A 22,508-nucleotide genomic window follows, 5' to 3' on the forward strand; every position below is an offset into this window, starting at 1 on the left:
CCCCCCCCCCCCCCCCCCCCCCCCCCCCCCCCCCCCCCCCCCCCCCCCCCCCCCCCCCCCCCCCCCCCCCCCGGCGGGCCCCCCCCCCCCCCCCCCCCCCCCCCCCCCCCCCCCCCGGGGAGAGGGTCGGCGCCAACCTGGAGCGATTGTCTTTAGCTGAGTGGCTAGCGGACGCACCTATTTGCCGGCACGCAGCCCCGCCTCATAGGCCAGGCGTGCCCAGACCGCCATCTCATCCGGGTCGTCGAAGGCGCTGTCGGGAACGCTCCAATACGGCATCGACACCAGCTTGCCGTGCCGCGACCCCGTATAGGTCCATTGCCGGCAGCCGGCCGCCTCGAATTCGGGCGCGCTTTCCGCATCGGCTTTCAGCATCAATTCGTCACGAATGACGATGGCGACGATCACGCCGTCGAAATAGATGCCCTTGCCGCCGAACATCTTGCGAATGCTGACCGGTCCGAGGCCTTCGAAAAGTTCGGCAATGCGTTCATTGTCCATGCCGCGATCATGTCACCCGGATTTCCCCTTGTCATCGCCGCAGCCGGCACCATCCTGACAAGTTGAAAGCCAATTTCGTCGGAGTTTTTCATGCCGCTTCTGCTCAAAGGGTCCTGCCGGTGCAATGCCGTCCGCTTCGAGGTGGAAAGCCACACGCCGGTGCCGCTCATGCTGTGCTACTGCTCGATCTGCCGCAAGCAGCAGGGTGGCGGTGGCTTTGCCATCAATCTCGGTGCCGATTTCGAGACGCTGAAAATCAAGGGCAAGCGCCATCTTGGCGTCTACCAGGCCGAGATCGAGGACGACGAGCATCCGCAATGCGAGATCTCGTCAGGCGAGCGGAATTTCTGCAAAAAATGTGGTTCGGCACTGTGGCTCTATGACCGGACCTGGCCGGAACTGGTCCACCCCTTCGCCTCGGCGATCGACACAGACCTGCCGAAACCGCCTGAAAAGGTGCACCTCATGCTGAAATACAAGGCCAACTGGGTCGAGCCCGAAATCGGCAAGGACGACAAGGTCTTCGACGTCTATCCCGAGGAATCGATCGCAGACTGGCACAAACGAACGGGAATGTGGGTGGATTAGCATTTCTTCGCCCCGTTTACGGGTAGAAGATGCCGGCAGGCAGATGAGGGCGGCGCAACCATCACAGGGCCGGCGCTGCCCCTCATCCGGCCCTTCGGGCCACCTTCTCCCCGTAAACGGGGAGAAGGGAAATCAGGCCGATGCGCGCGCCTCGGCCAGGGCCTTCAGATCGGCCGGCTTGAGCTCCACCGATTCGCCGCAGCCGCAGGCCGAGCTCTGGTTCGGGTTGCGGAAGGTGAAGCCGGTGCGCAGCGTCGTCTGCTCGAAATCCATCTCGGTGCCGAACAGGAAAAGCGCTGCCTCAGGCGCGACATAGACATGGGCGCCGTCGCGCTCGATATGATCGTCCTTGGTGTTGGGCTCGGTCACCAGATCGACCGTATATTCCATGCCGGCGCAGCCGCCCTTCTTGATGCCAAGGCGAATGCCATGCGCATTCTCACGGGTCGCGACGATCTCGCGAACCCGATCGGCAGCCTTTTCGGTCATCGTGATGACGGCGAAGCGTCCCATTCTTTTTCTCCGCGTTCGCGCAGGTTCAAGGCCTGCGGAATGAGTCTTCACCTAAAATGGTGAAGTTTTCTGCCTGGCGCAAGTGCGCCTCAATACCAGCCCACCGCGACCTGCGCCTCTTCCGACATGCGGTCGGGCGACCAGGGCGGATCGAAGGTCATGTTGACCTCGACGCCGGAAACGCCTTCGACGGCGCCGACGGCATTTTCCACCCAGCCCGGCATTTCGCCGGCCACCGGGCAGCCCGGCGCGGTCAGGGTCATGTCGATCTTGACCAAGCGGTCGTCCTCGATGTCGATCTTGTAGATCAGGCCGAGCTCATAGATGTCGGCCGGGATTTCTGGGTCGTAGACCGTCTTCAGCGCCGAAACGATGTCGTCGGTCAGCCGTGCCAGTTCGTCGGCGGGAATGGCCGAGGCGGAAACCACCTCATTGGTTACCGTTTCCGACGTGGTCTCAGCGGTGTGGCCTGCATCATCCATGATCGTCATCCGAAGAACTTTCGCGCTTTTTCGAGCGCATCGGCCAAAGCGTCGACTTCGGCTCTGGTGTTATACATGCCGAACGATGCCCTGCATGTGGAGGTTACGCCAAAACGTTTCAACAGCGGCTGGGCGCAATGGGTGCCGGCACGGACGGCGACGCCTTGCCTGTCGATCACCATCGACACGTCGTGGGCATGAATGCCTTGCAGCTCGAAGGAGATGATGGCGCCCTTGTCAGGCGCATCGCCGAAGATGCGCAGCGAATTGATGGCGCGCAGCCGCTGATGGGCATAATCCTTGAGATCGGCCTCGTGGGCGGCGATGCGCTCGCGGCCGATCTTTTCCATATATTCGAGCGCCGCACCCAGCCCGATCGCCTGGACGATCGGCGGCGTGCCTGCCTCGAAACGGTGCGGCGGATCGTTGTAGGTGACGATGTCTTGCGTCACCTCCTCAATCATCTCGCCGCCGCCCATGAACGGGCGCATGCGCTCCAGCATGTCCCTCTTGCCATAGAGCACGCCGATGCCCGAGGGCCCATAAACCTTGTGGCCGGTGAAGACGAAGAAATCGCAGTCGAGGTCCTGCACGTCGATCGGCATGTGCACGGCGCTCTGGCTGCCGTCGACCAGCACCGGAATGCCGCGCGCATGCGCGATGCGGACGATCTCCTTGATCGGCGTCACGGTGCCTAGCGCATTCGACATGTGCGTGATGGCGACCAGTTTTGTGCGGTCGGTCAGCCGTTTCTCGAACTCCTCGATGTGGAAGATGCCGAGATCGTCGACCGGCACCCAGACCAGCTTCGCGCCCTGCCGCTCGCGGATGAAATGCCACGGCACGATGTTGGAATGGTGTTCCATGATCGACAGGACTATTTCATCGCCCTCGCCGATATTGGGCATGCCATAACCATAAGCAACGGTGTTGATCGCCGCGGTCGTGTTCGAGGTGAAGACGATGTTGTCGGTATCAGGCGCGTTCAGAAATCTTTGCACAATCTTGCGCGCGTTCTCAAAGGCGTCGGTCGCGGCATTCGACAGGAAATGCAAGCCACGATGGACGTTGGCATATTCCTGGGAATAAGCGTGCTGGATGGCGTCGAGCACGGCCTGCGGCTTCTGCGCCGAGGCGCCGTTGTCGAGATAGACTAGCGGTTTGCCGTAGACTTCCCGCGACAGGATCGGAAAGTCGCGGCGGATCGCCTCGACGTCGTAGGGGATGTTTTCGACTTTCTGGTCCATCTCGAAGTCCTTGCTACGCCGCGTTCCTTCCAGCACCCCTCATCCGTCTTGGCGCTACGCGCCAATCCACCTTCTCCCACAAGGGGAGAAGGAGAGGCGCTCTTCCTTCTCCCCTTGTGGGAGAAGGTGTCGGCGAAGGCGACGGATGAGGGGTGTTGGCCGAAGCGCCAAACCCTCACCCACTGTCACCCGTGCGCCGCGAACCAGCCGTCGAGCCTCGTTTCCAGCGCCTCGACGATCGCTTCGTCGTCGAGTTCCTCGATCACCTCGGCGACGAACGCCTTGACCAGCAGGCCACGAGCGGCCTTCTCGTCGATGCCGCGCGCCATCAGGTAGAACAAGTGGCTATGATCGATCTCGGTGACGGTGGCGCCGTGGCCGCAAACGACGTCGTCGGCGAAGATTTCGAGCTCAGGCTTGGTCGAGAACTCGCCGTCATCCGACAGAAGCAGCGTGTTGCAGGCCATCTTGGCGTTGGTCTTCTGCGCGTATTGGTGGACGTTGATGCGCCCCTGGAAGACGCCGCGCGCTCTTCCCGTCACCACGTTGCGGATCACTTCCGTCGAAGCCGTGTGCGGCACCGCATGGTCGAGCACCATGGTCACGTCGGTATGGGTATCACCAGCAAGCAGGTTGATGCCGCGCAGCGTGAAATCGGCGCCTTCGCCTGTCGTTCTGACCACGATCTCCTGGCGCACCAGCTTGCCGCCGGCATTCATCACGAACAGCGTCAGCTTCGCATTTTTGCCAAGATGCGCCTTGAACTGGGCAAGATGCGTCGCCGTATCCGGCTGCTCCTGCACGATCAGCCAGGTCACCTCGGCGCCCTCGTCAAGCAGAAGCTGGCTGACCGAACTGACGAGTGCGGCGCCCTCGCCCGCCTGGCGCTCGACGATCACGGCCTTGGCGCCGGCGCCGACGCGGACGCTGAGGCGGACATGCGTCTGGCCGCCGGCCTGCAGGTTCTGCAGTTCGATCGGCTTGTCCAACTCGGTGCCGTCGGCAATGTCGACAAAATAGCCGTCGGCAACGAAAGCGGTGTTCAGCGCGCCGATGGCATCGTCGGCGCCATAGAGGTCGAGGCCCGGTGCGATGCTGCCGTCGGTCAGCTTCTCCGACAGGCGCTGCACGGCGATGCCCTCGATTTCAGGCATTTTCGCACTGGACACGCCGTTGAGCACCGGCAGGACAGCGGATCCTTCGACGACAGGCGCAATGGCTTTTGGGGCGGCTGCGGGATCGAAATCCGGAACCGAAGTCAATAGGCGTCGCAGGTCGCTGTAGTGCCAGGATTCGACGCGCCGCGTCGGCAGGCCGCTCTTAATCGCCTCGATGGCGTCGTCGCGCTTCAGCATCACCGTGCCGTCGCCGGGCAGCAACGACAGCCGGTCGCTGAAGGCGTCGATCAGCGCCGTTTCGGCCGGCGTTCGCTGGGGTGTCGTATGTATATTCATCGGTCTCGCCTTGTTTGGCTTGCCTTCTTGGCCTTCTGGCATCTCACGCAGCTTGGCCGATCACGCCGGCATAGCCATTGGCCTCGAGGTCGAGCGCCAGCGACTTGTCGCCCGACTTGACCACCTGGCCTCTGTACAGCACGTGCACGCTATCCGGCACGATGTACTGAAGCAGGCGCTGGTAGTGGGTGATGATGACGATGGCGCGGTCCGGCGCGCGCAACGCGTTGACGCCTTCCGAAACGATCTTCAGCGCATCGATGTCGAGACCTGAGTCTGTCTCGTCGAGCACGCACAGCTTTGGCTCCAGAAGCTTCATCTGCAGGATCTCGGCGCGCTTCTTCTCGCCGCCGGAAAAGCCGACATTGAGCGGCCGCTTCAGCATCGCCATGTCCATGTCGAGCAAGGCGGCGGCATCCTTCACGCGCTTCAGGAATTCCGGGATCTTCAGCGGCTCCTCGCCGCGCGCCTTGCGCTGCTCGTTCATCGCCACTTTCAGGAATTCCATCGTCGCCACACCGGGTATCTCCATCGGATACTGGAAGGCGAGAAAAATGCCTGATGTGGCGCGCTCGGCAGGATCCATTTCGAGGATCGACCGGCCGTTGTAGAGGATGTCGCCTTCGGTCACCTCATAATCCTCGCGCCCGGCGAGGATGTAGGACAGCGTCGATTTTCCCGAGCCGTTCGGCCCCATGATGGCGGCGACCTCGCCGGCTTTCACCGTCAGGTTCAGGCCGCGGATGATCTCGGTGCCGTCATCGACGATGCGAGCATGCAAATTTCTGATTTCAAGCATTTTTCTTTTCCTGAAAATTTTCGGTCCGGTCAGCCGACCGAGCCCTCGAGGCTGATCCCAATCAGCTTCTGCGCCTCGACCGCGAATTCCATCGGCAGTTGCTGGATGACGTCCTTGACGAAGCCGTTGACGATCAGCGCGATCGCCTCTTCTTCGGGAATGCCGCGCTGCATGACGTAGAACTTCTGGTCCTCGGAAATCTTCGACGTCGTCGCCTCATGCTCGAACTGCGCCGTTGCGTTCTTGGCTTCCATGTAGGGCACGGTGTGCGCGCCGCACTGGTCGCCGATCAGCAGCGAGTCGCAGTTGGTGAAGTTGCGGGCGTTGGTCGCCTTGCGGTGCGCCGAGACTTGGCCGCGATAGGTGTTCTGCGAGAAGCCGGCGGCGATGCCCTTGGAGATGATGCGGCTCGACGTGTTCTTGCCGAGATGGATCATCTTGGTGCCGCTGTCGACCTGCTGGTAGCCGTTCGACACGGCGATCGAATAGAACTCGCCGCTGGAATCGTCACCGCGCAGGATGCAGCTCGGATATTTCCAGGTGATCGCCGAGCCGGTCTCGACCTGCGTCCATGAAATCTTCGAATGGTGGCCGCGGCAGTCGCCGCGCTTGGTGACGAAATTGTAGATGCCGCCCTTGCCTTCGGCGTCGCCGGGGTACCAGTTCTGCACCGTCGAGTATTTGATCTCGGCATCGTCGAGCGCGATCAGTTCGACAACCGCAGCGTGAAGCTGGTTCTCGTCGCGCTGCGGCGCCGTGCAGCCTTCGAGATAGGAGACGTAGGCCCCTTCCTCGGCGATGATCAGCGTGCGCTCGAACTGGCCGGTGTTCTTCTCGTTCATGCGGAAATAGGTCGACAGTTCCATCGGGCAGCGCACGCCCTTGGGCACGAAGACGAAAGAACCGTCGGTGAACACCGCCGAATTCAGCGTGGCGTAGAAATTGTCCGAGGTCGGCACCACCGAGCCGAGATACTTCTTCACCAGATCCGGGTGCTCGCGGATGGCTTCCGAGATCGAGCAGAAGATGACGCCGGCCTGCGCCAGCTCCTTCTTGAAGGTGGTGACGACGGAAACCGAATCGAACACGGCGTCGACGGCGACGCGGCCCGACTTGTAGACATTGTCGCTGGCTTCCTCGAGTTCCGACGCGTCGGTCTTCTGCACACCGGCGAGGATCTCCTGTTCCCTCAGCGGGATGCCGAGCTTTTCATAGACCCTCAACAGTTCGGGGTCGACGTCGCTCAGCGATGTCGGTCCCGGCGTGCTCTTGGGCGCCGCATAATAGTAGAGGTCCTGGAAATCGATCTTCGGATAATGGACGCGCGCCCATTTCGGCTCGTCCAGGGTCACCCAGCGCCGATACGCTTCCAGGCGCCATTCCAGCATCCAGGACGGCTCGTCCTTCTTCGCCGAAATGAAGCGGATAATGTCTTCACTCAGGCCCTTTGGGGCCTTGTCCATCGCGATTTCGGTCTGGAATCCGTATTTGTATTGGTCGACGTCGATCTTTCGGACCCGATCGATCGTGTCCTGCACAGCAGGCATCAGCGTTCTCCATCCACGCCGGGGTCAAGGCCCGGCAGTTTTCAAACTATGGCACCGCGAAACGAGTACCCGCGAGGCACCCGAGGCGGCGTAAGTTCCATATAGTGCGTCCCTGCCGGGAATTCACCCGGCCACCATGAAACGCACGGCTCTACCAGGCCAAAAAGCCTGCGTTTGTTTGCCGCGCTCAGGCGGCTTCTTCCCTGCCTGCGCGGCGTGAGGCAATGCCTGCCAGCGCAGCGCGGAACAGTTCGATGTCCTGCGCGCTCGTTGCGTGGCCGATGGACACGCGCAAAGCGCCAAGGCTGTCATTGTATCCCATGGCTTTCAGTACATGGCTCGGGCCGACCTTGCCCGACGAACAGGCGGAACCGGCCGACAGCGCCACGCCCGCCAGATCGAAGGCGATCTGCGCCGTCTCGGCCTTGATGCCCGCAATAGCGAAGAATGTCGTGTTGGCAAGCCTCGGCGCGCCGGTTCCGAAGATCTCCGCAACCGGCACCAGCGTTTTCACGATGGCCTCGATCTCATCGCGGCGGCTGCCGACCGCATCGATACTCTTCAATCCGATCAGGGCCTCCCGCGCCGCCGCGCCGAAGCCGGCGATCGCGGCCAGGTTTTCGGTGCCGCCGCGATGACCCTTTTCCTGGCCACCGCCGGCGATCAAGGGCCTGGGCATCATCAGGTCCGAGGCGGCGATAATGGCGCCAACGCCCTTGGGACCGCCGATCTTGTGGGAAGACAGAATCAAGTAATCGGCATAACCCGCTGACATATCGAGCGGAATGCGACCGGCTGCCTGCACGGCGTCGACGACCAGGATGCCGCCTGCCGCCTTGACGATTTCGGCGATGCGCCCGACCGGCTGGATGACGCCGGTCTCGTTGTTGGCGGCATGGATCGCCACCAGCGGCAGGCCGTCTGCCTTGTCATGCCGGCCAAGTGCCGCCGCCAGCGCGTCCAGCCTGACAATGCCGTCGGCGTCGACGCCGATGCGTGTTACCCGGGCTGCCGGAAAGCGCCCGCCGTTCAGCACACAAGGATGATCGGCTTCGCAGACATAGAGCCGGCTCATGCGGACAGTGCCGCGCCCCATCTGCCAATCCGGCGTCAGCAGCGTCGAGGCGGCTTCCGTCGCACCGGAGGTGAACACGACATGCTCGACGCCGGCGTTGACCAGCAGCGCCACATCGCGCCTTGCATTCTCGATCAGCCGCCGTGCGGCGCGGCCCTCGGCATGGACCGACGACGGGTTGCCGGCGGTGTCGAGCGCGGCAATCATTGCCGCGCGCGCCGCGGCAAGCAGCGGGGCGCTGGCATTGTAGTCGAGATAGGCGCGTCTTCCGGCCATTTTCGTTTCGATCGGTCCCTTCAAGAGCCATTCCGCGAGGATAGCGCGTTATTTCCTTGAAATTGCAAGGCAAGCCGTCCTATTTACGCGACTTGCGGCGCGGATGGCCGAACCACGACGTTTTGGCCACCCAGTTTTGAACAATTCTAAACTAGCTTCTAAGAAGACGCTCGCCCTGCGTCAAGGCCTGCGGAAGACTGGGGCCAGAGGAAGAGTTGTTCCGGGCGCCGCGCATTCTTATGCCATGTGGAGTATTTTATGCCTGAGGTCATTTTCACCGGTCCGGCCGGCCGCCTGGAGGGTCGCTACCAGCCTTCCAAGGAAAAGAGCGCGCCGATCGCCATCATCCTGCACCCGCACCCACAGTTCGGCGGCACGATGAACAACAAGATCGTCTACGACCTCTTCTACATGTTCCAGAAGCGGGATTTCACCACGCTGCGCTTCAATTTCCGCGGTATCGGCCGCAGCCAGGGCGAATTCGACCACGGCACCGGCGAATTGTCGGATGCGGCCGCGGCACTTGACTGGGTGCAGTCGCTGCATCCGGATTCCAAGAGCTGCTGGGTCGCCGGCTATTCGTTCGGCTCGTGGATCGGCATGCAGCTTCTGATGCGCCGGCCGGAGATCGAAGGCTTCATCTCGATCGCGCCGCAGCCCAACACCTATGATTTCTCGTTCCTGGCGCCCTGCCCGTCGTCCGGCCTCATCATCCATGGCGACGCCGACAAGGTCGCGCCGCCAAAGGACGTGCAGGGGCTGGTCGACAAGCTCCACACGCAAAAGGGCATCACCATCACCCAGAAGACCTTGCCCGGCGCCAACCATTTCTTCTCCAACGATGCGGACCTCTTGCTCCAGGAATGCGCGGACTATCTCGATCGCCGTCTGGCGGGCGAGTTGTCCGACCCGCGGCCGAAACGGTTGAGATAGGCCGAACAGCGAAGATTATCTCCGGCATCTCGCGTCGGGCTCTGTCGCAGGATATGGCATTCGATTCGAAGCCGTGCGGCGCCGTTACAGCGGTCTGGTGGAAAAACCGGATTCCCCTTTTGCTGACCGCGCTTGGATGCTAAACGCCCGCGTTCACGCATGCCACGCCCGATCCGCTTCGGTTGGGCGCTTTCGGGAAAGAAAAAATGTCCGCCTTCAAATCCGATTTCCTGCGCGTAATGAGCGAGCGTGGTTTCATCCACCAGATTTCGGATGATGCCGGCCTCGACCAGCTTTTCGCCAGGGAAACGGTGACCGCCTATGTCGGCTACGATGCCACCGCGACCAGCCTGCATATCGGCAATCTGATTTCCGCGACCATGCTCTACTGGCTGCAGGAGACCGGCCACCGGCCGATCGCGCTGATGGGCGGCGGCACTTCGATGATCGGCGATCCTTCCTTCCGCGACGACCAGCGCAAGCTTTTGACGCCTGAGGCCATCGCCACCAACATCGAGGGCATCAAGCGCATCTTCGGCCGCATCCTGCGTTTCGGCGACGGTGCGGGCGACGCGATCATGGTCAACAATGCCGACTGGCTGATGAAGCTCAACTATGTCGAGTTCCTGCGCGATGTCGGCCGGCATTTTTCGGTCAACCGCATGTTGACCTTCGACAGCGTCAAGCTGAGGCTCGAGCGCGAGCAATCGCTCTCCTTCCTCGAATTCAACTACATGATCCTGCAGGGCTATGATTTCGTCGAGCTCAGCCGGCGCTATGGCTGCCGCCTGCAGATGGGCGGATCGGACCAGTGGGGCAATATCATCAACGGCGTCGATCTCGGACACCGCATGGGCACGCCGCAGCTTTATGCCCTGACCACACCGCTGCTGACGACGTCGTCAGGCGCCAAGATGGGCAAATCGGCGAAGGGTGCGGTCTGGCTGAACGGCGACCTCTACTCGCCCTATGATTTCTGGCAGTACTGGCGCAACACCGAGGACGCCGACGTAACGCGTTTCCTCAAGATTTTCACCCGCCTGCCGCTCAGCGAGATCGCGCGGCTCGCCGCGCTTGGCGGCTCCGAGATCAACGAGGCCAAGAAGGTCCTGGCCACTGAAACGACGGCCATCGTGCACGGCCGCGAAGCAGCCGAGCGAGCCGAGGAAACCGCGCGCAAGACGTTTGAAGAAGGCGCGCTGGCCGAAACGCTGCCGACCGTCGAGGTCGGCAAGGCCGATCTGGAAAGCGGCGTCGGCATATTGTCGCTGTTCGTTGCCGCCGGGCTTGCCGCGTCCAACGGCGAGGCGCGGCGACACATCCAGGGCGGCGCCGTGCGGCTGAACGACCAGTCCGTGTCCGACGATCGCCGGTTGGTGACGCTTGAGGATCTGGGTCCGGAACAGGTCGTAAAGCTGTCGCTCGGCAAGAAAAAACACGTTCTGGTGCGGCCGGTCTGACCAGCGCTTGATCGATCTCGATGGAATCGGGATGGGGCTTCATTAGTCCTTTCCCGAAACCGGTTTCACATCTTGCTGCGCTGACCTTCGGTTCGGGATCACGGCCCAGGTAAAACCTAATCAGGTAGGTACTGAGAAGGGCCGAGATGGGTGAATATTGCCATTCGTCTCATCTATCGGAGCGAGCAGGGAGCGCCATAAGCCGACACCTTGGATACCGTGATCCTCGACGACTTGTCTCACCTCGATAGCGGACGAGATCATTTTTGACGGCGGCGAGCGCGGATTACGACCGCGAAGCGGTCAGAAATCCAAATCCATATCGTGATGATGATGCTCGTGACCGGGAAGCTCCGGCGGCGGCGGGCCAGGCACTTCGGCCACCATCGCCTCCGTCATGATGAGGAGGCCTGCCACCGAGGCTGCGCCCTGGAGCGCCGTTCGCACCACCTTGGCTGGGTCGATGATGCCCTTTGACACCAGATCCGCGTACACGCCCGATTGGGCATCGTAGCCATAGGCGTTGTCGTCGTTTTCGAGGATCCCGGCGATGACGACCGAGCCTTCCAGGCCGGCATTAATCGCGATTTGCCGAGCCGGCCAGGTGATCGCCTTCCTGACGATCGCGATGCCGACCTGCTGGTCCTCGTTGCTGCCCTTGAGCTTCTTGAGCGCCCTGCCGGCGCGCAGTAAGGCGACCCCACCGCCGGGGAGAATGCCCTCTGCAACCGCGGCTCTTGTCGCGTTCATCGCGTCATCGATGCGATCCTTCTTCTCCCTGACCTCGACTTCGGTTGCACCGCCGACCCGGATAACGGCGACGCCACCGGCGAGCCTGGCCAGCCGCTCCTGGAGGTTCTCGCGGTCGAAATCGGAGGTGGTTTCCGCAAGCTCGAGCTTGATCTCGGCGATGCGGGCCTCGATGCTTTCCCGCTCGCCGGCGCCGCCGACGATCGTGGTGTTTGCCTTGTCGATCATCACCTTCTTGGTGCGCCCGAGCATATCGAGGGAAGCATGTTCGAGCTTGATGCCCAAATCCTCGGAGATCACCGTTCCGCCGGTCATCAGCGCGAGATCCTGCAGCATCGCCTTGCGGCGGTTTCCGTAGGCCGGCGCCTTCACGGCTGCAACCTTGAGAGCGCCGCGCAACTTGTTGACCACCAGCGCCGCCATCACCTCACTCTCGACATCCTCGGCGATGATGAGCAGCGGCTTGCCGGCCTGCACCACCTTCTCCAGCAGCGGCAGTATTTCGTTCAGACTGGACAGTTTCTTCTCGCTGACGAGGACATAGGCATCCTGCATCTCGACCCGCATCTTTGCGCGATTGGTGATGAAATGGGGCGAGATATAGCCGCGGTCGAACTGCATGCCCTCGACGAATTCGAGTTCGGTTTCGAGCGACGTCCCGTCCTCGACAGTGATCACGCCGTCATTGCCGACCCTCTTCATGGCGTCGGCGAGGCAGCGGCCGATCTCCCTGTCGCCGTTGGCCGAGATGGTCCCGACTTGCGCAATCTCGACGTTCGAGGTGACCTTCGTGGCGTTGTTTTTGAGTTCCGCGACGACGGCTTCGACCGCGAGATCGATGCCGCGTTTCAGGTCCATGGGATTCATGCCGGCGGCCACCGCCTTGGCGCCCTCCCGGGCGATCGCATGCGCGAGCACGACGGCGGTGGTCGTGCCGTCGCCGGCCTGATGGGAGGTTTTTGTTGCTATCTCTCGCACCATCTGGGCGCCCATGTTCTCGAACTTGTTGTCGAGTTCGATTTCCCTGGCGACGGTCACGCCGTCCTTCGTGACCCGTGGCGCGCCGTGCTCCCTGCCGATCGCGACGTTGCGCCCCCGCGGGCCAAGCGTGACGCTCACCGCATTCGCCAGGATGTCAATGCCGCGCAGCATTCTGTCGCGAGCTTCGAACGAGAACATGATTTCCTTGGCAGCCATTTCCTTGATCCTTAAGACTAAATCTTCGGGGAACGGCGACGCCTCATTCGGCCGCTCAGGCGAGATTGTCCCGTGGCAGCCCGAGCCGATTCCAGACATCGAACAAAGCTGCCGCGAGCCGATCAATCATGATGTCCTCATGACAGGGTGTCGGCGTGATGCGCAGCCGCTCAGTTCCCTTCGCCACAGTCGGATAATTGATCGGCTGGATATAGATGTCGTGATCGCTCAGCAGCAGGTCGCTCGCCGCTTTGCAATGCGCCGGATCGCCGACTGCCACCGGAACGATATGGGTGTCGCTCAGGATGACCGGCAGCGCAGCGGCACCCAGCGCCGCCTTGACCCGCCGGACGCGATCCTGCTGGCGCTTGCGCTCCCAGTGCGAGGTTTTCAGATGCCGGATCGCCGCTGTGGCCGCGGCGCAGATCGCCGGCGGCAACGCGGTGGTGAAGATGAAACCCGGAGCATAGGAACGAACCGCATCGATCAGCACAGCACTTCCCGTGATATAGCCGCCGAGGCAGCCGAAGGCCTTGGCGAGCGTGCCTTCGATCACATCGATCCGGTTCATGGCGCCGTCGCGCGCGGCGATGCCGGCGCCGCGAGGGCCGTACATGCCCACAGCATGGACCTCGTCGAGATAGGTCATTGCGCCGTAACGATCGGCGATTTCGCAAATGCGATTGATTGGCGCGACGTCGCCGTCCATCGAATAGAGACTTTCGAAGACGATGAGTTTTGGCCGATCCGGACCCGCTGCCTTCAACAATTCCTCGAGATGATCGACGTCGTTGTGGCGGAAGATGCTCTTCTGCGTACCGGACTGACGGATGCCTTCGATCATCGAATTGTGGTTGAGCGCATCGGACAGGATCAGACAACCGGGGATCAGCTTGGCGATGGTCGAGATGCCAGTCTGGTTCGAAACATAGCCGGACGTAAAGACCAGTGCCGCCTCCTTGCCGTGGAGATCGGCAAGCTCGCTCTGGAGTTCTAGGAGCGGATGGCTGGTGCCGGAGATATTGCGCGTCCCGCCGGCCCCCGTTCCCAGGCGGGTAGCAGTCTCCACCATGGCGGCGACCACTTTTGGGTGTTGTCCCATCCCGAGATAGTCGTTGGAGCACCAGATCACGACGTCCTTCGGTCCATGCGGGGAATGCCACACGGCATTGGGAAAGCGTCCGGCGACGCGCTCAAGGTCCGCGAACACACGGTAGCGCCGTTCCTCCTGCAGACGCGCGATCGCATCTGCAAAGAAACCGTCATAACTCGTATTGCCTGGCACCAAGATACGGCCTTGCCCATCGGCCATATCGCCCGCATCTCCGGTCATCGGAGGTCCAAATCGCCGCGGCGCAAGGACGTTCTTTACGCCGCCAGGTTTGCCGGTGTGCAACGCTGTGGGTTCCGCCATCGCCCGATTCCCGTGCTTGCATACGAATTATGTCGAAGCGCGATGCGCGCCGATCCCGCTCGCATAGTTCCTCACGACCCGCGTTCAGGAAGGTCGAAATTGAGCTGCAACATTCGCGCGATGTTTATCAGAATTGTCTCGCAGACCTTATCTTGATTAGGATCCAGATATTTGACAGTCCAGTTTGCCCCGTTCTCCTTGGTTTCGAGCCGCTGAATCACAAAATCAGTGACGTGCTCGCATCCCGGCTCCTTATGAAGATCCGCGAGGATCAATGCCTTAAGCTCCGAAGCCTCCTTTGTATGTCTTTGCATGGTCGCTCTCCTTCCGGATGACAACTTTCTATGGATCGCTCAACTGCATAATCGTGATGTCCGTCATCCCAGGGCTGGTGTCATCGCACCAGTTCACCCAACCTAGCGGCAATGCCGCTGCTTGGTGTGTCAGAGTCTAGCCCCTCCACGAATTGCCCCTGTGGGTTCATGATGTAGATGTGGGTGCCGTGATCCATTAGGTAGTCGTCACCGCCCGCCTCGCCCCGGCGCGCCACACCATAGGCGCCATATGCCTCCGAAACCGCAGCGATCTGTTGCGGGCTGCCGGTCAGTCCCACGATGCGCGGATCGAACGCTGCGGTAAAGCTTCCCATCACCTCAGGCGTGTCGCGTTCGGGATCGACAGTGATGAAGAGCGGTTGCAGTTTTGCGGCGTCGGGGCCGAGTTCCTCAATCGCCGCGGCGATTGATGACAGCGTCGTTGGACAGATGTCGGGACAAGAAGTATAGCCGAAGAAAACCAGCAGCCATTTGCCGCGATAAGTCTCATCGGTGACCGTCGTTCCGTCCGGCGCCGTAAGCGTGAATGGGCCACCGACCGTCACAGGCGCCGTGTCGGCCCGCACGAGCGGTTGGCAGATCGACAGGGCCGCTGCGAATATGATGCAGAAGAGGATATGCGGACCGTAGGCCCAGGGGCTGAGGAGTCCATGCCGCCGCTTCATCAAGTACCTCCGGCACTTCGAGAATGACGCACCAACCCCCGCGTGTGTTTGTGATTAACAAACTCACCTAAACTATCTCACTTTATCATGTTTTGTTGCTGAATGGCTAGACATGGTACTGGTTTAGCTCTATTTTTAAAAGTTGCCCCTCATCTCGCTAGAAGGAGGAGGCTTTTATGACCATTCGCGAATTGATGAGCGGGCTGGCGACGATCGCTGTCGTTGCGATGATGTCCGCGCCTGCGCAAGCCTACGAAGTGGGTCCGGTCACGGGAGGCGGAACGATTGAGGGTACGATCGTCTACCGCGGCGACGTGCCGACAACAAAGATCATCCCCACCAAGGATATCGAGGTGTGCGGCGACCCCCGCGAGGAGCCGCTGATCGAAGTCGGCAGCGATCAGGCCGTGCAGAACGCGGCGGTGCAGCTGGTCGACGTGGCACAGGGAAAGGCCTGGCCAGAGCCCGGAAAGCCGCCTGAGCTTAACAACCTCAAATGTCGCTTTGAGCCCGCGGTTCAGATGATACCGGCTGGTTCGCTGGAGGTGGTCAACAGCGACCCAATGCTCCACAACACCCACGGGTATTATGGCAAGCGCACCGCCTTCAACCTGGCGCTGCCCAATAAGGGCCAGCGGATACCCGTCGAACTGAAGCGGGCCGGCACTGTCCGCATCGACTGCGACGCGCATGGCTGGATGGAAGGCTGGGTCTATGTGGTGGACAATCCCTACTATGCGGTCACCGGCGCCGACGGCAAGTTCAGCATAACCGATGTTCCGCCTGGGAACTACAAGCTCGTGGCGATCCACCCCTTCACCGGGCCCATCGAGCAGCCCGTAACGGTAGAGGAGAATAAGGCCACCAGTCTGACGATTGAACTGAAAAAATAAGAAAATGGGCGACCCACTGATTCAATGGGGTCGCGCTCCTGCGAGAAGACCGACGCTTTAAGAAACGGTCTGCACTGAGGAGGAACCCTGATGTCTGACGAGCTTGACCGCATTCGGCGCGAAATGCATGCGGTGCTGCAGCCGCCCGGAGTACGGCCCGACGACTCGCTCCAAATCACCCGCCGCACCTTCATTCACAGATCGCTGCTGTTCGGCGCTGCTTCCGTCGGCCAGACCTTCGCGTGGTGGCCGCTGCTGAACACCATCGACGTCGCTCACGCCGCCGAAGCGCCCTTCAAGTTTGCCTGGATTTCGGACACCCATCTCTACGAGAGATCCCTCAACACGCGCTTCGTCGACAAGGTGGTGCGCGCCGTGCAAGAGGTCCAGGCCATGGATCCGCCGGCCGACTTCCTGATCTTCGGCGGCGACCTGGCCCAGCTCGGAAAGATCGAGGAACTTGAGCTTGGCGTTGAGCTCCTCAAGGATCTGAAGATCAAGAAGTACTACATCCCGGGCGAGCATGACTGGTATCTGGATATGGGCAAGAAGTGGGGCGAGTTGTTCGGCCAACCCAACTGGACCTTCGATCACAAAGGCGTGCGCTTCATCGGGCTCGATACGGTCAGCCGGGGACCGGACTACTGGACAGCGAAGAAGATGACGCCAGAGGAGCGCATGGGCCACATGGCTACCCTCGACGGCACGGTTGCCGGCGCGTGGGCCGGCGTCGGCCGCGAGCAACTCGACTGGATGCAGAAGACACTCGCCGACTGGGATAAGTCCAAACCGATCGTCATCTTCAGCCATAATCCGCTGTACGAGTACTACCCGCCCTGGAATTTCTGGGTGCGCGACTGGCGCGAAGTGAATGACGTGCTGAAGCCTTATAAAAAGGTCACCAACATCCATGGTCACGTGCACCAGGTGCTCTACAACGAGATCGGCAGCATGCGCTCGATCGGCATGCTGGCGACCTCCTGGCCGTGGCCGTATGCCCCGGAAGGCGTCCCCAAGCTGACCAAGCCGATGATCCGGGTCGACCCCGGCGATCACTTCGATGGAGTCGGTTGGGAAACCGTCAACGTCAACGCCGACGACAAGGTCGACGTCGAGTACATCATGTGGGGCCGCAAGGAGGTGCTCGTCCAGTCGCCGGAGGACCACGACAAGAGCATTGAGGAGGTCTTACAGCCACGCATCGCCGACAGACAGTACCCGTGGGAAAATCCATAAAGGGGATGGCTATGATAAACACATCGACATTCCTCTGCATTCTGAGGCGTTCCACCGTCGCCGGAGCAGTCGTCGCAGCTGCCGTCGTCGTCGGCCCGGCCAGTGCCAACAAGGACCCGGTGACGCCAAAGCAGCTGAAGCTCTATCAAGAGGCGTTCATGGAGGAGGTCAGGAAGGGAGACCTCCTGTTCCACGGTGATGCGGCGATGGCGGAGCAGTTGGGCGTCAAGCTTTCGACCACCGGGTGGGCCTGCGCCATGTGCCATCCGATGGCCTCCGATACCCACCCGCATGCGTTCCCGAAGTTCCAGCAGTCGATGGCCAAATTCGCGACACTGCGCGACATGATCAACTGGTGCATCGAGAAACCGAACCAGGGTGAGAAGATCGATCCCGAATCGGAGGCGATGAAGGCGCTCGAGGCGTACATCACTTGGTCGAACACCGGTTCGGTGTTGGTGCCAGGCAAGTACTAGTCTCGTCGATAGCCGGGGCTCGGCTTCACGGGAGCGCGCCATCGGGGCGACACCTCGATGGCGGGGTTGAAGCAGTCGTGCGGCCCGGGGACCGCGCGGGGAGGTCTATGCGTTGGCAGAGACTGGGATGGAGCTGCGCGGCAAGTTCGCGAATGTGGACCTGGATGCGCTGGTCGACAACCGGGTCGTGCGGACCTGGCTTTATTTCGGCATGTTCTGGCTGATGGTAACGCCATCCGTCGGCGTCCTGATATCGAGCACCTTCAACTACCCCGACTATCTCGGATCGGGGAATCTCGAGCTCACCTTCGGCCGGCTGCGCCCGGTCCACGTCAACGGTGTCATCTTCGGCGCTTTCTCGACGCTTTTCATCGGCCTTTGCTACTATCTCGTGCCGCGTCTGTCGGGGGTGCGGGTAATATGGTCGGAGTGGTCAGTTCTTCTCGCATGGGTCTGGAACGTCGCAACGCTTGCCGGTTTGGTCGGCTTGCTGTTCGGCGACAGTGACGGTTTGGAAGCCGGAGAGTTTCCGCTCTATGCGAAGGTCGCATTTTTCATCGTAGTGGCTGTTGCTACCGCGCAATTCCTGATCACGATCAGTCGAAGGCTCGAGCCGGCGATCTATGTCGCGCTATGGTACTTGATCGCCACTTTCGTGTGGACGACGATGAACTTCGTGCTTGGAAGCTTCATCCTGCCGTACACGATCTCGGGCATCAACAGCGCCGCCTTCCATGGCCTCTATCTCCACTACATCGTCGGCCTGTGGCTAACGCCCGCGGGCTACGTGATCATTTACTATTTCCTGCCAATCAGCGCGCGAAATCCGCTCTATGCCCATAAGCTCTCGCTGGTAGGCTTCTGGTCCCTGGCATTGTTTTACCCGTTCGTCGGCATCCACCATTACCTCTACAGCCCGATCGCGGACTGGGCCGAGACCTTGGCCGTCGTCACATCGATGCTGCTGATCATTCCGGTGTGGACGGTGCTGGTGAACTTCTTCGGCACCATGATGGGCAAGTGGCATGAGTTCGGCAGGAACTTGCCGGCGAAGTTCCTGATCATGGGCTCGCTCATGTATCTCGTCGGCTGCTTCCAGGGCTCGACCGAGGCGCTGCGGCAGCTGCAGCAGCCGACCCACTTCACCGATTTCGTCATCTCGCATTCGCATCTCACCGTGTTCGGCACCTTCGTCGTATGGGCGATGGGGGGCCTCGTCTATACTTGGCCGCGACTGTTCGGGCGCGAACTCTGGTCCTTCAAGCTCGGCAACTGGTCGTTCTGGCTGATCACCGTCGGCATCACGACCATGGGCCTGGTCCTCACAGCGGGCGGGCTGCAGCAGGGTTATCAATGGATGAATGGGGTCGAATGGCTCGACTCGCTCGTCTGGGTGAAGCCCTACTGGCTGGCGCGGACCCTGGCAGGCATCAGCATGGATATCGGGATGTCGCTGCTGGTGGTGAATCTGATGCTGACCGCACTGACCAGTCCGGCGGCTGAGGCGCGACGCGTCCGCGGGTCGGTCGAGGCGCCTACCCCGGCCCCGGCGGGAGGGCCTGCGCAGTGAACGTTCGCTTCTTCGCGCTGTTCGCCGGCGTCTTCTGCATCACCCTTGCGGTGATCACGCAGGGCGTGCTGCCCTTCGTGGAGCCGTCCTCGCGAACTACGCGCGTGACCTCGGTGGTGCGCACGGATTTCGGCCAGCTGAAATGGACGGTTTCAGAGGCGACGGACTACACCGAGCAGCAGCGTCGCGGCCGCAACATTTACCTGCGCGAAGGCTGCTGGTACTGCCATTCGCAATTCGTGCGGCCGGTGACCGGCGAGATCCGCCGCTGGGGACCGGTCAGCGAGGCGGGCGAATACGCCTATGACGTGCCGCACCTGTTAGGCACACGCCGGATCGGGCCGGACCTGACGCGCGTCGGCCTGAAATACAGCGACGAATGGCACCTGGCGCACTTCTACAATCCGCGGATGCTGGTGCCGGACTCGATAATGGCGCCGTATCGCGGTCTCTTCCACGAGCCCGATGCAGCCGTCCGTATCGTTGACGACGGCGCTGGCGGTCGGACCCTGGAAAGGACAGAGGTCACCGAAGGCCTTTTCGACTTCGACAGCCAGCAAGCGATCCAGCTGACGCCGAATGCGTACGGGTTGCTGTTCGTGCCGCTGAAGGCGCGCGAAAGAAAGCCGATCATCCTGACGCCGAATGATGAATACACAGGAGAAACCGTCAGCATCGCGGCGGAGACGGAATCGCTGGCGGCGCTCGTTTCCTACGTCCAGAAGCTCGGCACGAACCGGGGTAAATGGCGCGATCTTTTCGAGCCGCAAAGTCTGGAGGTCATGGATGCGACGATGCCGCGCTCCGAGGAATGGATTGCCTATGGCAAGGAAGTCTATGAGCGCCGCTGCATCGGTTGCCACGGTGCCAAAGGCGACGGCAACGGGCCGGCCGCCACCTTTATGTTTAACCAGCGGCCCAGGGACTTCACGTCCGCAGTCTTCAAATTTAGGTTGACAAAGGAGCCCCTGCCCACGGACGGGGACATGCTGCGCACCATTACTCGCGGCATCCGCGGCACGGCAATGCCCCCTTGGTACGAACTGCCGCTCAACGATCGGCTGGCGGTGATCCAGTACATCAAGTATGAGCTGGCGGTTGACCGTTCCGACCCCGCCAGTCCTTACGCTTTCTTCGTCGAGGAGCCGCCTGGCCCACCGTTGTATATCGGGCGCCCGCCGACCCCGTCCCAGACGATGCTGGACCGTGGCAAGGAGGTTTGGCAGGTGGCGAAGTGCTGGGAATGCCACGGCCAAGGCGGCAAGGGCGACGGCGAGAAGGCTGCCGGCCTCAAGGATGATATCGGGTTCGCCACCCCGCCGGCCGACCTCACCAGCGGCCAGTTCAAGTCTGGCCCGGCCGTCGAAGACATCTTCCGGACGATAACTACCGGCCTCAGCGGCACGCCGATGCCGTCCTATCGGGATTCCTTTCCGGACGAGGACCGATGGGCACTTTCCTATTTCGTGGTGGCGCTTTCCGCCTATAAAGACCCGCTCTCGCTGCAGCCGCTGTCGATCAAGCAGGAGGCCCGCGCGGCGCTGAACGATCTGGAACTGGTCGCTGACAAGCCTGAGCGAGCCTATGTGCCCGATCCGTCGGTGCCGGCGTCCGGCCCGCCAGCGCCGCCTGGCGAGAAACAAGCACCCGCAGGAGGTTAGCGCATGCTCGGTTTTGAAGTCACCGGACCGTATGCGGGCGCCATGATGATGAGCCTGGCGGCCCTGTTCTTGTTCATCTGGGGCGTCCTATCCGGCGCGTTGAGCGGCACCGACAAAGCCGCCAACGGGTTTTTTGAAAGGGAGATGGAGAATGAGCGATCTGCAGAGCAGCGATCCGGAGAGCCCGACGCACCCTGAACTGGATGTACGTCAAAGCTCGCACCCTGAACTAGAGGACTATGCCGGCGGCCTGATACAGGCGCGTGTGGGCTTCATTCCGCTATGGCTTCTCGTCGTTTACGTGCTGCTGTTCGCCTGGGGGCTGTATTACATGTATGTTTATTGGGGCGGGCTCGGCCCCGGCCGTCTGTTCTAAGAAGACTGTCGCAAGAGCTGGTAAGGCAGGAGTGATGGAGATGTTGGTAGCCAAAATTCTCCTTGGGGTCGCCGCATTGAACCTCCTTTTCCTGGCTTTCGAGGTGGCGGTAAACGTGCTTCGTCTTTATTTCGGCTGACATAGGAGCAGCGGATGCTACAGGACACGGTTTTCAAGCTCGCTGACGCCGGCTTGCCACAGATGCTCGGCTTCCTCATCTATGGCGGCTGCACCGTCGGCTTTATCATCTTTCTTGTCTATCTTGTGCGGCAATAGCGACGCGGACGCGGCGAAAACGCCAATGATCTACTACCTCGTGATCTTCGCCGCTGGATTTGCAGGCAGCTTTCATTGCATCGGCATGTGCGGCGGCTTTGCCTGCGCGCTGGGCCGCGATCAGCGAGGCGGAGGCGCAACCGTCCTTCGCCACCTGCTCTATAATACCGGCCGATTGACAACCTATTGCTTTCTGGGCGGGCTCGCGGGTGCGATCGGTCAGGTCATCTGCACCACGCAAGGTCTAACGGCGGCGCCGCTCTTGAACGGCTCTCTCGACACCGCCCAACGAATTCTCGCGATCGTCGCTGGCCTGCTCATGATTGCCATGGCATTGCAGTTCTTCGGCTGGCTGCAGGTCTTTCATCGCCTTGCGATCGGATTTGGCGGCAGCACATTTGCATTGTCCCTGCGCGGTCTGTTGACTGCCCGGAGCAGCGCCGCGCCGCTTGCCTTTGGCGTTTTCAACGGCTTCCTGCCATGTCCCCTGGTCTATGCCTTCGCCGCCCAGGCGGCGAGCACCGCCGGAGCGCTTCCCGGGTTTCTCGTCATGGCATGGTTCGGACTGGGAACCTTCCCCGCGATGTTGATGATGGGCGGCGTTGGCCGGATACTCGGGCCAGCCTGGCGGCGGCGCGGCGTGCGGCTGGCTGGTGGCTTTATTCTTTTGCTCGGTCTCATCACGCTCGGCCGTGGTCTCCTGCCTTCCGGTGCGCATATCGGCCTTGCCTGGCTGGGCGGACATCCCGCATGACTGCGCATGGCGATCTCCTCTGTAGCCATT

General features: G+C 61.5%; 24 protein-coding genes. 12 read left to right on the forward strand and 12 right to left on the reverse strand.

Translation table 11 applies throughout. The annotated features are described in order from the left end of the window. Positions 1–177 precede the first annotated feature (177 nt). On the reverse strand, positions 178–501 hold the full coding sequence (locus AC0L2C_RS13640) for a TfoX/Sxy family protein (protein ID WP_091591417.1): 324 nt from the start codon (positions 499–501) through the stop codon (positions 178–180). Positions 502–591: 90 nt separating this feature from the next. On the opposite strand from AC0L2C_RS13640, the gene AC0L2C_RS13645 reads away from it, so the two are divergent. After that, positions 592–1,089 (forward strand): GFA family protein, encoded by a 498-nt coding sequence (locus AC0L2C_RS13645; RefSeq protein ID WP_473523573.1) that lies wholly within the window; start codon positions 592–594, stop codon positions 1,087–1,089. Positions 1,090–1,221: 132 nt separating this feature from the next. Here AC0L2C_RS13645 and sufA read toward each other — a convergent pair whose 3' ends face one another. The 7 genes from sufA to AC0L2C_RS13680 form a co-directional block, all read right to left on the reverse strand. Further along, on the reverse strand, positions 1,222–1,602 hold the full coding sequence (gene sufA, locus AC0L2C_RS13650) for a Fe-S cluster assembly scaffold SufA (RefSeq protein ID WP_006206001.1): 381 nt from the start codon (positions 1,600–1,602) through the stop codon (positions 1,222–1,224). An 89-nt stretch (positions 1,603–1,691) separates the two neighbouring features. After that, positions 1,692–2,084, reverse strand: a complete 393-nt coding sequence (locus AC0L2C_RS13655) for an SUF system Fe-S cluster assembly protein (protein WP_128246646.1) — start codon at positions 2,082–2,084, stop codon at positions 1,692–1,694. 5 nt (positions 2,085–2,089) lie between these two features. Then, on the reverse strand, positions 2,090–3,331 hold the full coding sequence (locus AC0L2C_RS13660) for a cysteine desulfurase (RefSeq protein WP_473523574.1): 1,242 nt from the start codon (positions 3,329–3,331) through the stop codon (positions 2,090–2,092). Positions 3,332–3,516: 185 nt separating this feature from the next. Continuing rightward, positions 3,517–4,785 (reverse strand): Fe-S cluster assembly protein SufD, encoded by a 1,269-nt coding sequence (gene sufD, locus AC0L2C_RS13665; RefSeq protein WP_287237500.1) that lies wholly within the window; start codon positions 4,783–4,785, stop codon positions 3,517–3,519. Between the two features lie 43 nt (positions 4,786–4,828). Beyond that, positions 4,829–5,584, reverse strand: a complete 756-nt coding sequence (gene sufC / locus AC0L2C_RS13670) for a Fe-S cluster assembly ATPase SufC (RefSeq protein WP_091591425.1) — start codon at positions 5,582–5,584, stop codon at positions 4,829–4,831. 29 nt (positions 5,585–5,613) lie between these two features. Beyond that, entirely contained in the window at positions 5,614–7,131 is a 1,518-nt protein-coding gene (gene sufB, locus AC0L2C_RS13675) for a Fe-S cluster assembly protein SufB (RefSeq protein WP_473523575.1), read from the reverse strand. A 187-nt stretch (positions 7,132–7,318) separates the two neighbouring features. Next, complete coding sequence (locus tag AC0L2C_RS13680) at positions 7,319–8,482, reverse strand: cysteine desulfurase family protein (RefSeq protein ID WP_023798291.1); 1,164 nt, start codon at positions 8,480–8,482, stop codon at positions 7,319–7,321. Between the two features lie 258 nt (positions 8,483–8,740). Here AC0L2C_RS13680 and AC0L2C_RS13685 point away from each other — a divergent pair, with 258 nt between their 5' ends. After that, positions 8,741–9,415: an alpha/beta hydrolase gene (locus AC0L2C_RS13685; protein WP_027154148.1), complete on the forward strand. Its 675-nt coding sequence runs from the start codon at positions 8,741–8,743 to the stop codon at positions 9,413–9,415. A 206-nt stretch (positions 9,416–9,621) separates the two neighbouring features. After that, the gene (gene tyrS, locus AC0L2C_RS13690; RefSeq protein ID WP_287237496.1) at positions 9,622–10,875 is read left to right on the forward strand and encodes a tyrosine--tRNA ligase; all 1,254 of its coding nucleotides are present in this window, start codon (positions 9,622–9,624) and stop codon (positions 10,873–10,875) included. Between the two features lie 303 nt (positions 10,876–11,178). Here the strand turns inward: tyrS and groL are convergent, their stop codons facing one another. From groL to AC0L2C_RS13710, 4 genes are all read right to left on the reverse strand, one after another. Continuing rightward, positions 11,179–12,822 (reverse strand): chaperonin GroEL, encoded by a 1,644-nt coding sequence (gene groL, locus AC0L2C_RS13695; protein ID WP_027154146.1) that lies wholly within the window; start codon positions 12,820–12,822, stop codon positions 11,179–11,181. A gap of 55 nt (positions 12,823–12,877) precedes the next feature. Next, positions 12,878–14,134 carry a 5-aminolevulinate synthase gene (gene hemA / locus AC0L2C_RS13700; RefSeq protein ID WP_473523653.1) on the reverse strand — a complete coding sequence of 419 codons (1,257 nt, stop codon included), beginning with the start codon at positions 14,132–14,134 and terminating at the stop codon, positions 12,878–12,880. A gap of 173 nt (positions 14,135–14,307) precedes the next feature. Beyond that, positions 14,308–14,550 (reverse strand): hypothetical protein, encoded by a 243-nt coding sequence (locus AC0L2C_RS13705; protein WP_027154144.1) that lies wholly within the window; start codon positions 14,548–14,550, stop codon positions 14,308–14,310. A gap of 80 nt (positions 14,551–14,630) precedes the next feature. After that, positions 14,631–15,236 (reverse strand): SCO family protein, encoded by a 606-nt coding sequence (locus tag AC0L2C_RS13710; RefSeq protein WP_473523576.1) that lies wholly within the window; start codon positions 15,234–15,236, stop codon positions 14,631–14,633. A gap of 194 nt (positions 15,237–15,430) precedes the next feature. Here AC0L2C_RS13710 and AC0L2C_RS13715 point away from each other — a divergent pair, with 194 nt between their 5' ends. The 9 genes from AC0L2C_RS13715 (at position 15,431) to AC0L2C_RS13755 (ending at position 22,478) form a co-directional block, all read left to right on the forward strand. Continuing rightward, positions 15,431–16,129 (forward strand): carboxypeptidase regulatory-like domain-containing protein, encoded by a 699-nt coding sequence (locus AC0L2C_RS13715; protein WP_473523654.1) that lies wholly within the window; start codon positions 15,431–15,433, stop codon positions 16,127–16,129. 90 nt (positions 16,130–16,219) lie between these two features. After that, on the forward strand, positions 16,220–17,365 hold the full coding sequence (locus AC0L2C_RS13720; RefSeq protein ID WP_023798297.1) for a metallophosphoesterase family protein: 1,146 nt from the start codon (positions 16,220–16,222) through the stop codon (positions 17,363–17,365). 11 nt (positions 17,366–17,376) lie between these two features. After that, complete coding sequence (locus AC0L2C_RS13725; RefSeq protein WP_023798298.1) at positions 17,377–17,841, forward strand: c-type cytochrome; 465 nt, start codon at positions 17,377–17,379, stop codon at positions 17,839–17,841. 127 nt (positions 17,842–17,968) lie between these two features. Further along, positions 17,969–19,411: a cbb3-type cytochrome c oxidase subunit I gene (locus AC0L2C_RS13730; RefSeq protein ID WP_473523655.1), complete on the forward strand. Its 1,443-nt coding sequence runs from the start codon at positions 17,969–17,971 to the stop codon at positions 19,409–19,411. Next, complete coding sequence (locus AC0L2C_RS13735; protein WP_473523577.1) at positions 19,408–21,072, forward strand: cbb3-type cytochrome c oxidase subunit II; 1,665 nt, start codon at positions 19,408–19,410, stop codon at positions 21,070–21,072. The genes AC0L2C_RS13730 and AC0L2C_RS13735 overlap by 4 nt, the downstream gene beginning before the upstream one ends. A gap of 3 nt (positions 21,073–21,075) precedes the next feature. Then, positions 21,076–21,270 carry a hypothetical protein gene (locus tag AC0L2C_RS13740; RefSeq protein WP_084833660.1) on the forward strand — a complete coding sequence of 65 codons (195 nt, stop codon included), beginning with the start codon at positions 21,076–21,078 and terminating at the stop codon, positions 21,268–21,270. Then, positions 21,224–21,448 (forward strand): hypothetical protein, encoded by a 225-nt coding sequence (locus AC0L2C_RS13745; RefSeq protein ID WP_023718671.1) that lies wholly within the window; start codon positions 21,224–21,226, stop codon positions 21,446–21,448. Before AC0L2C_RS13740 ends, AC0L2C_RS13745 begins: the two co-directional genes overlap by 47 nt. Before the next feature lie 153 nt (positions 21,449–21,601). Continuing rightward, positions 21,602–21,724, forward strand: coding sequence for a hypothetical protein (locus AC0L2C_RS13750; protein WP_023798301.1), 123 nt, complete (start codon positions 21,602–21,604; stop codon positions 21,722–21,724). Positions 21,725–21,749: 25 nt separating this feature from the next. Continuing rightward, positions 21,750–22,478 (forward strand): sulfite exporter TauE/SafE family protein, encoded by a 729-nt coding sequence (locus AC0L2C_RS13755; protein ID WP_287228901.1) that lies wholly within the window; start codon positions 21,750–21,752, stop codon positions 22,476–22,478. The last annotated feature ends 30 nt before the right edge of the window (positions 22,479–22,508 follow it).

Source organism: Mesorhizobium sp. WSM4845 (assembly GCF_055811455.1).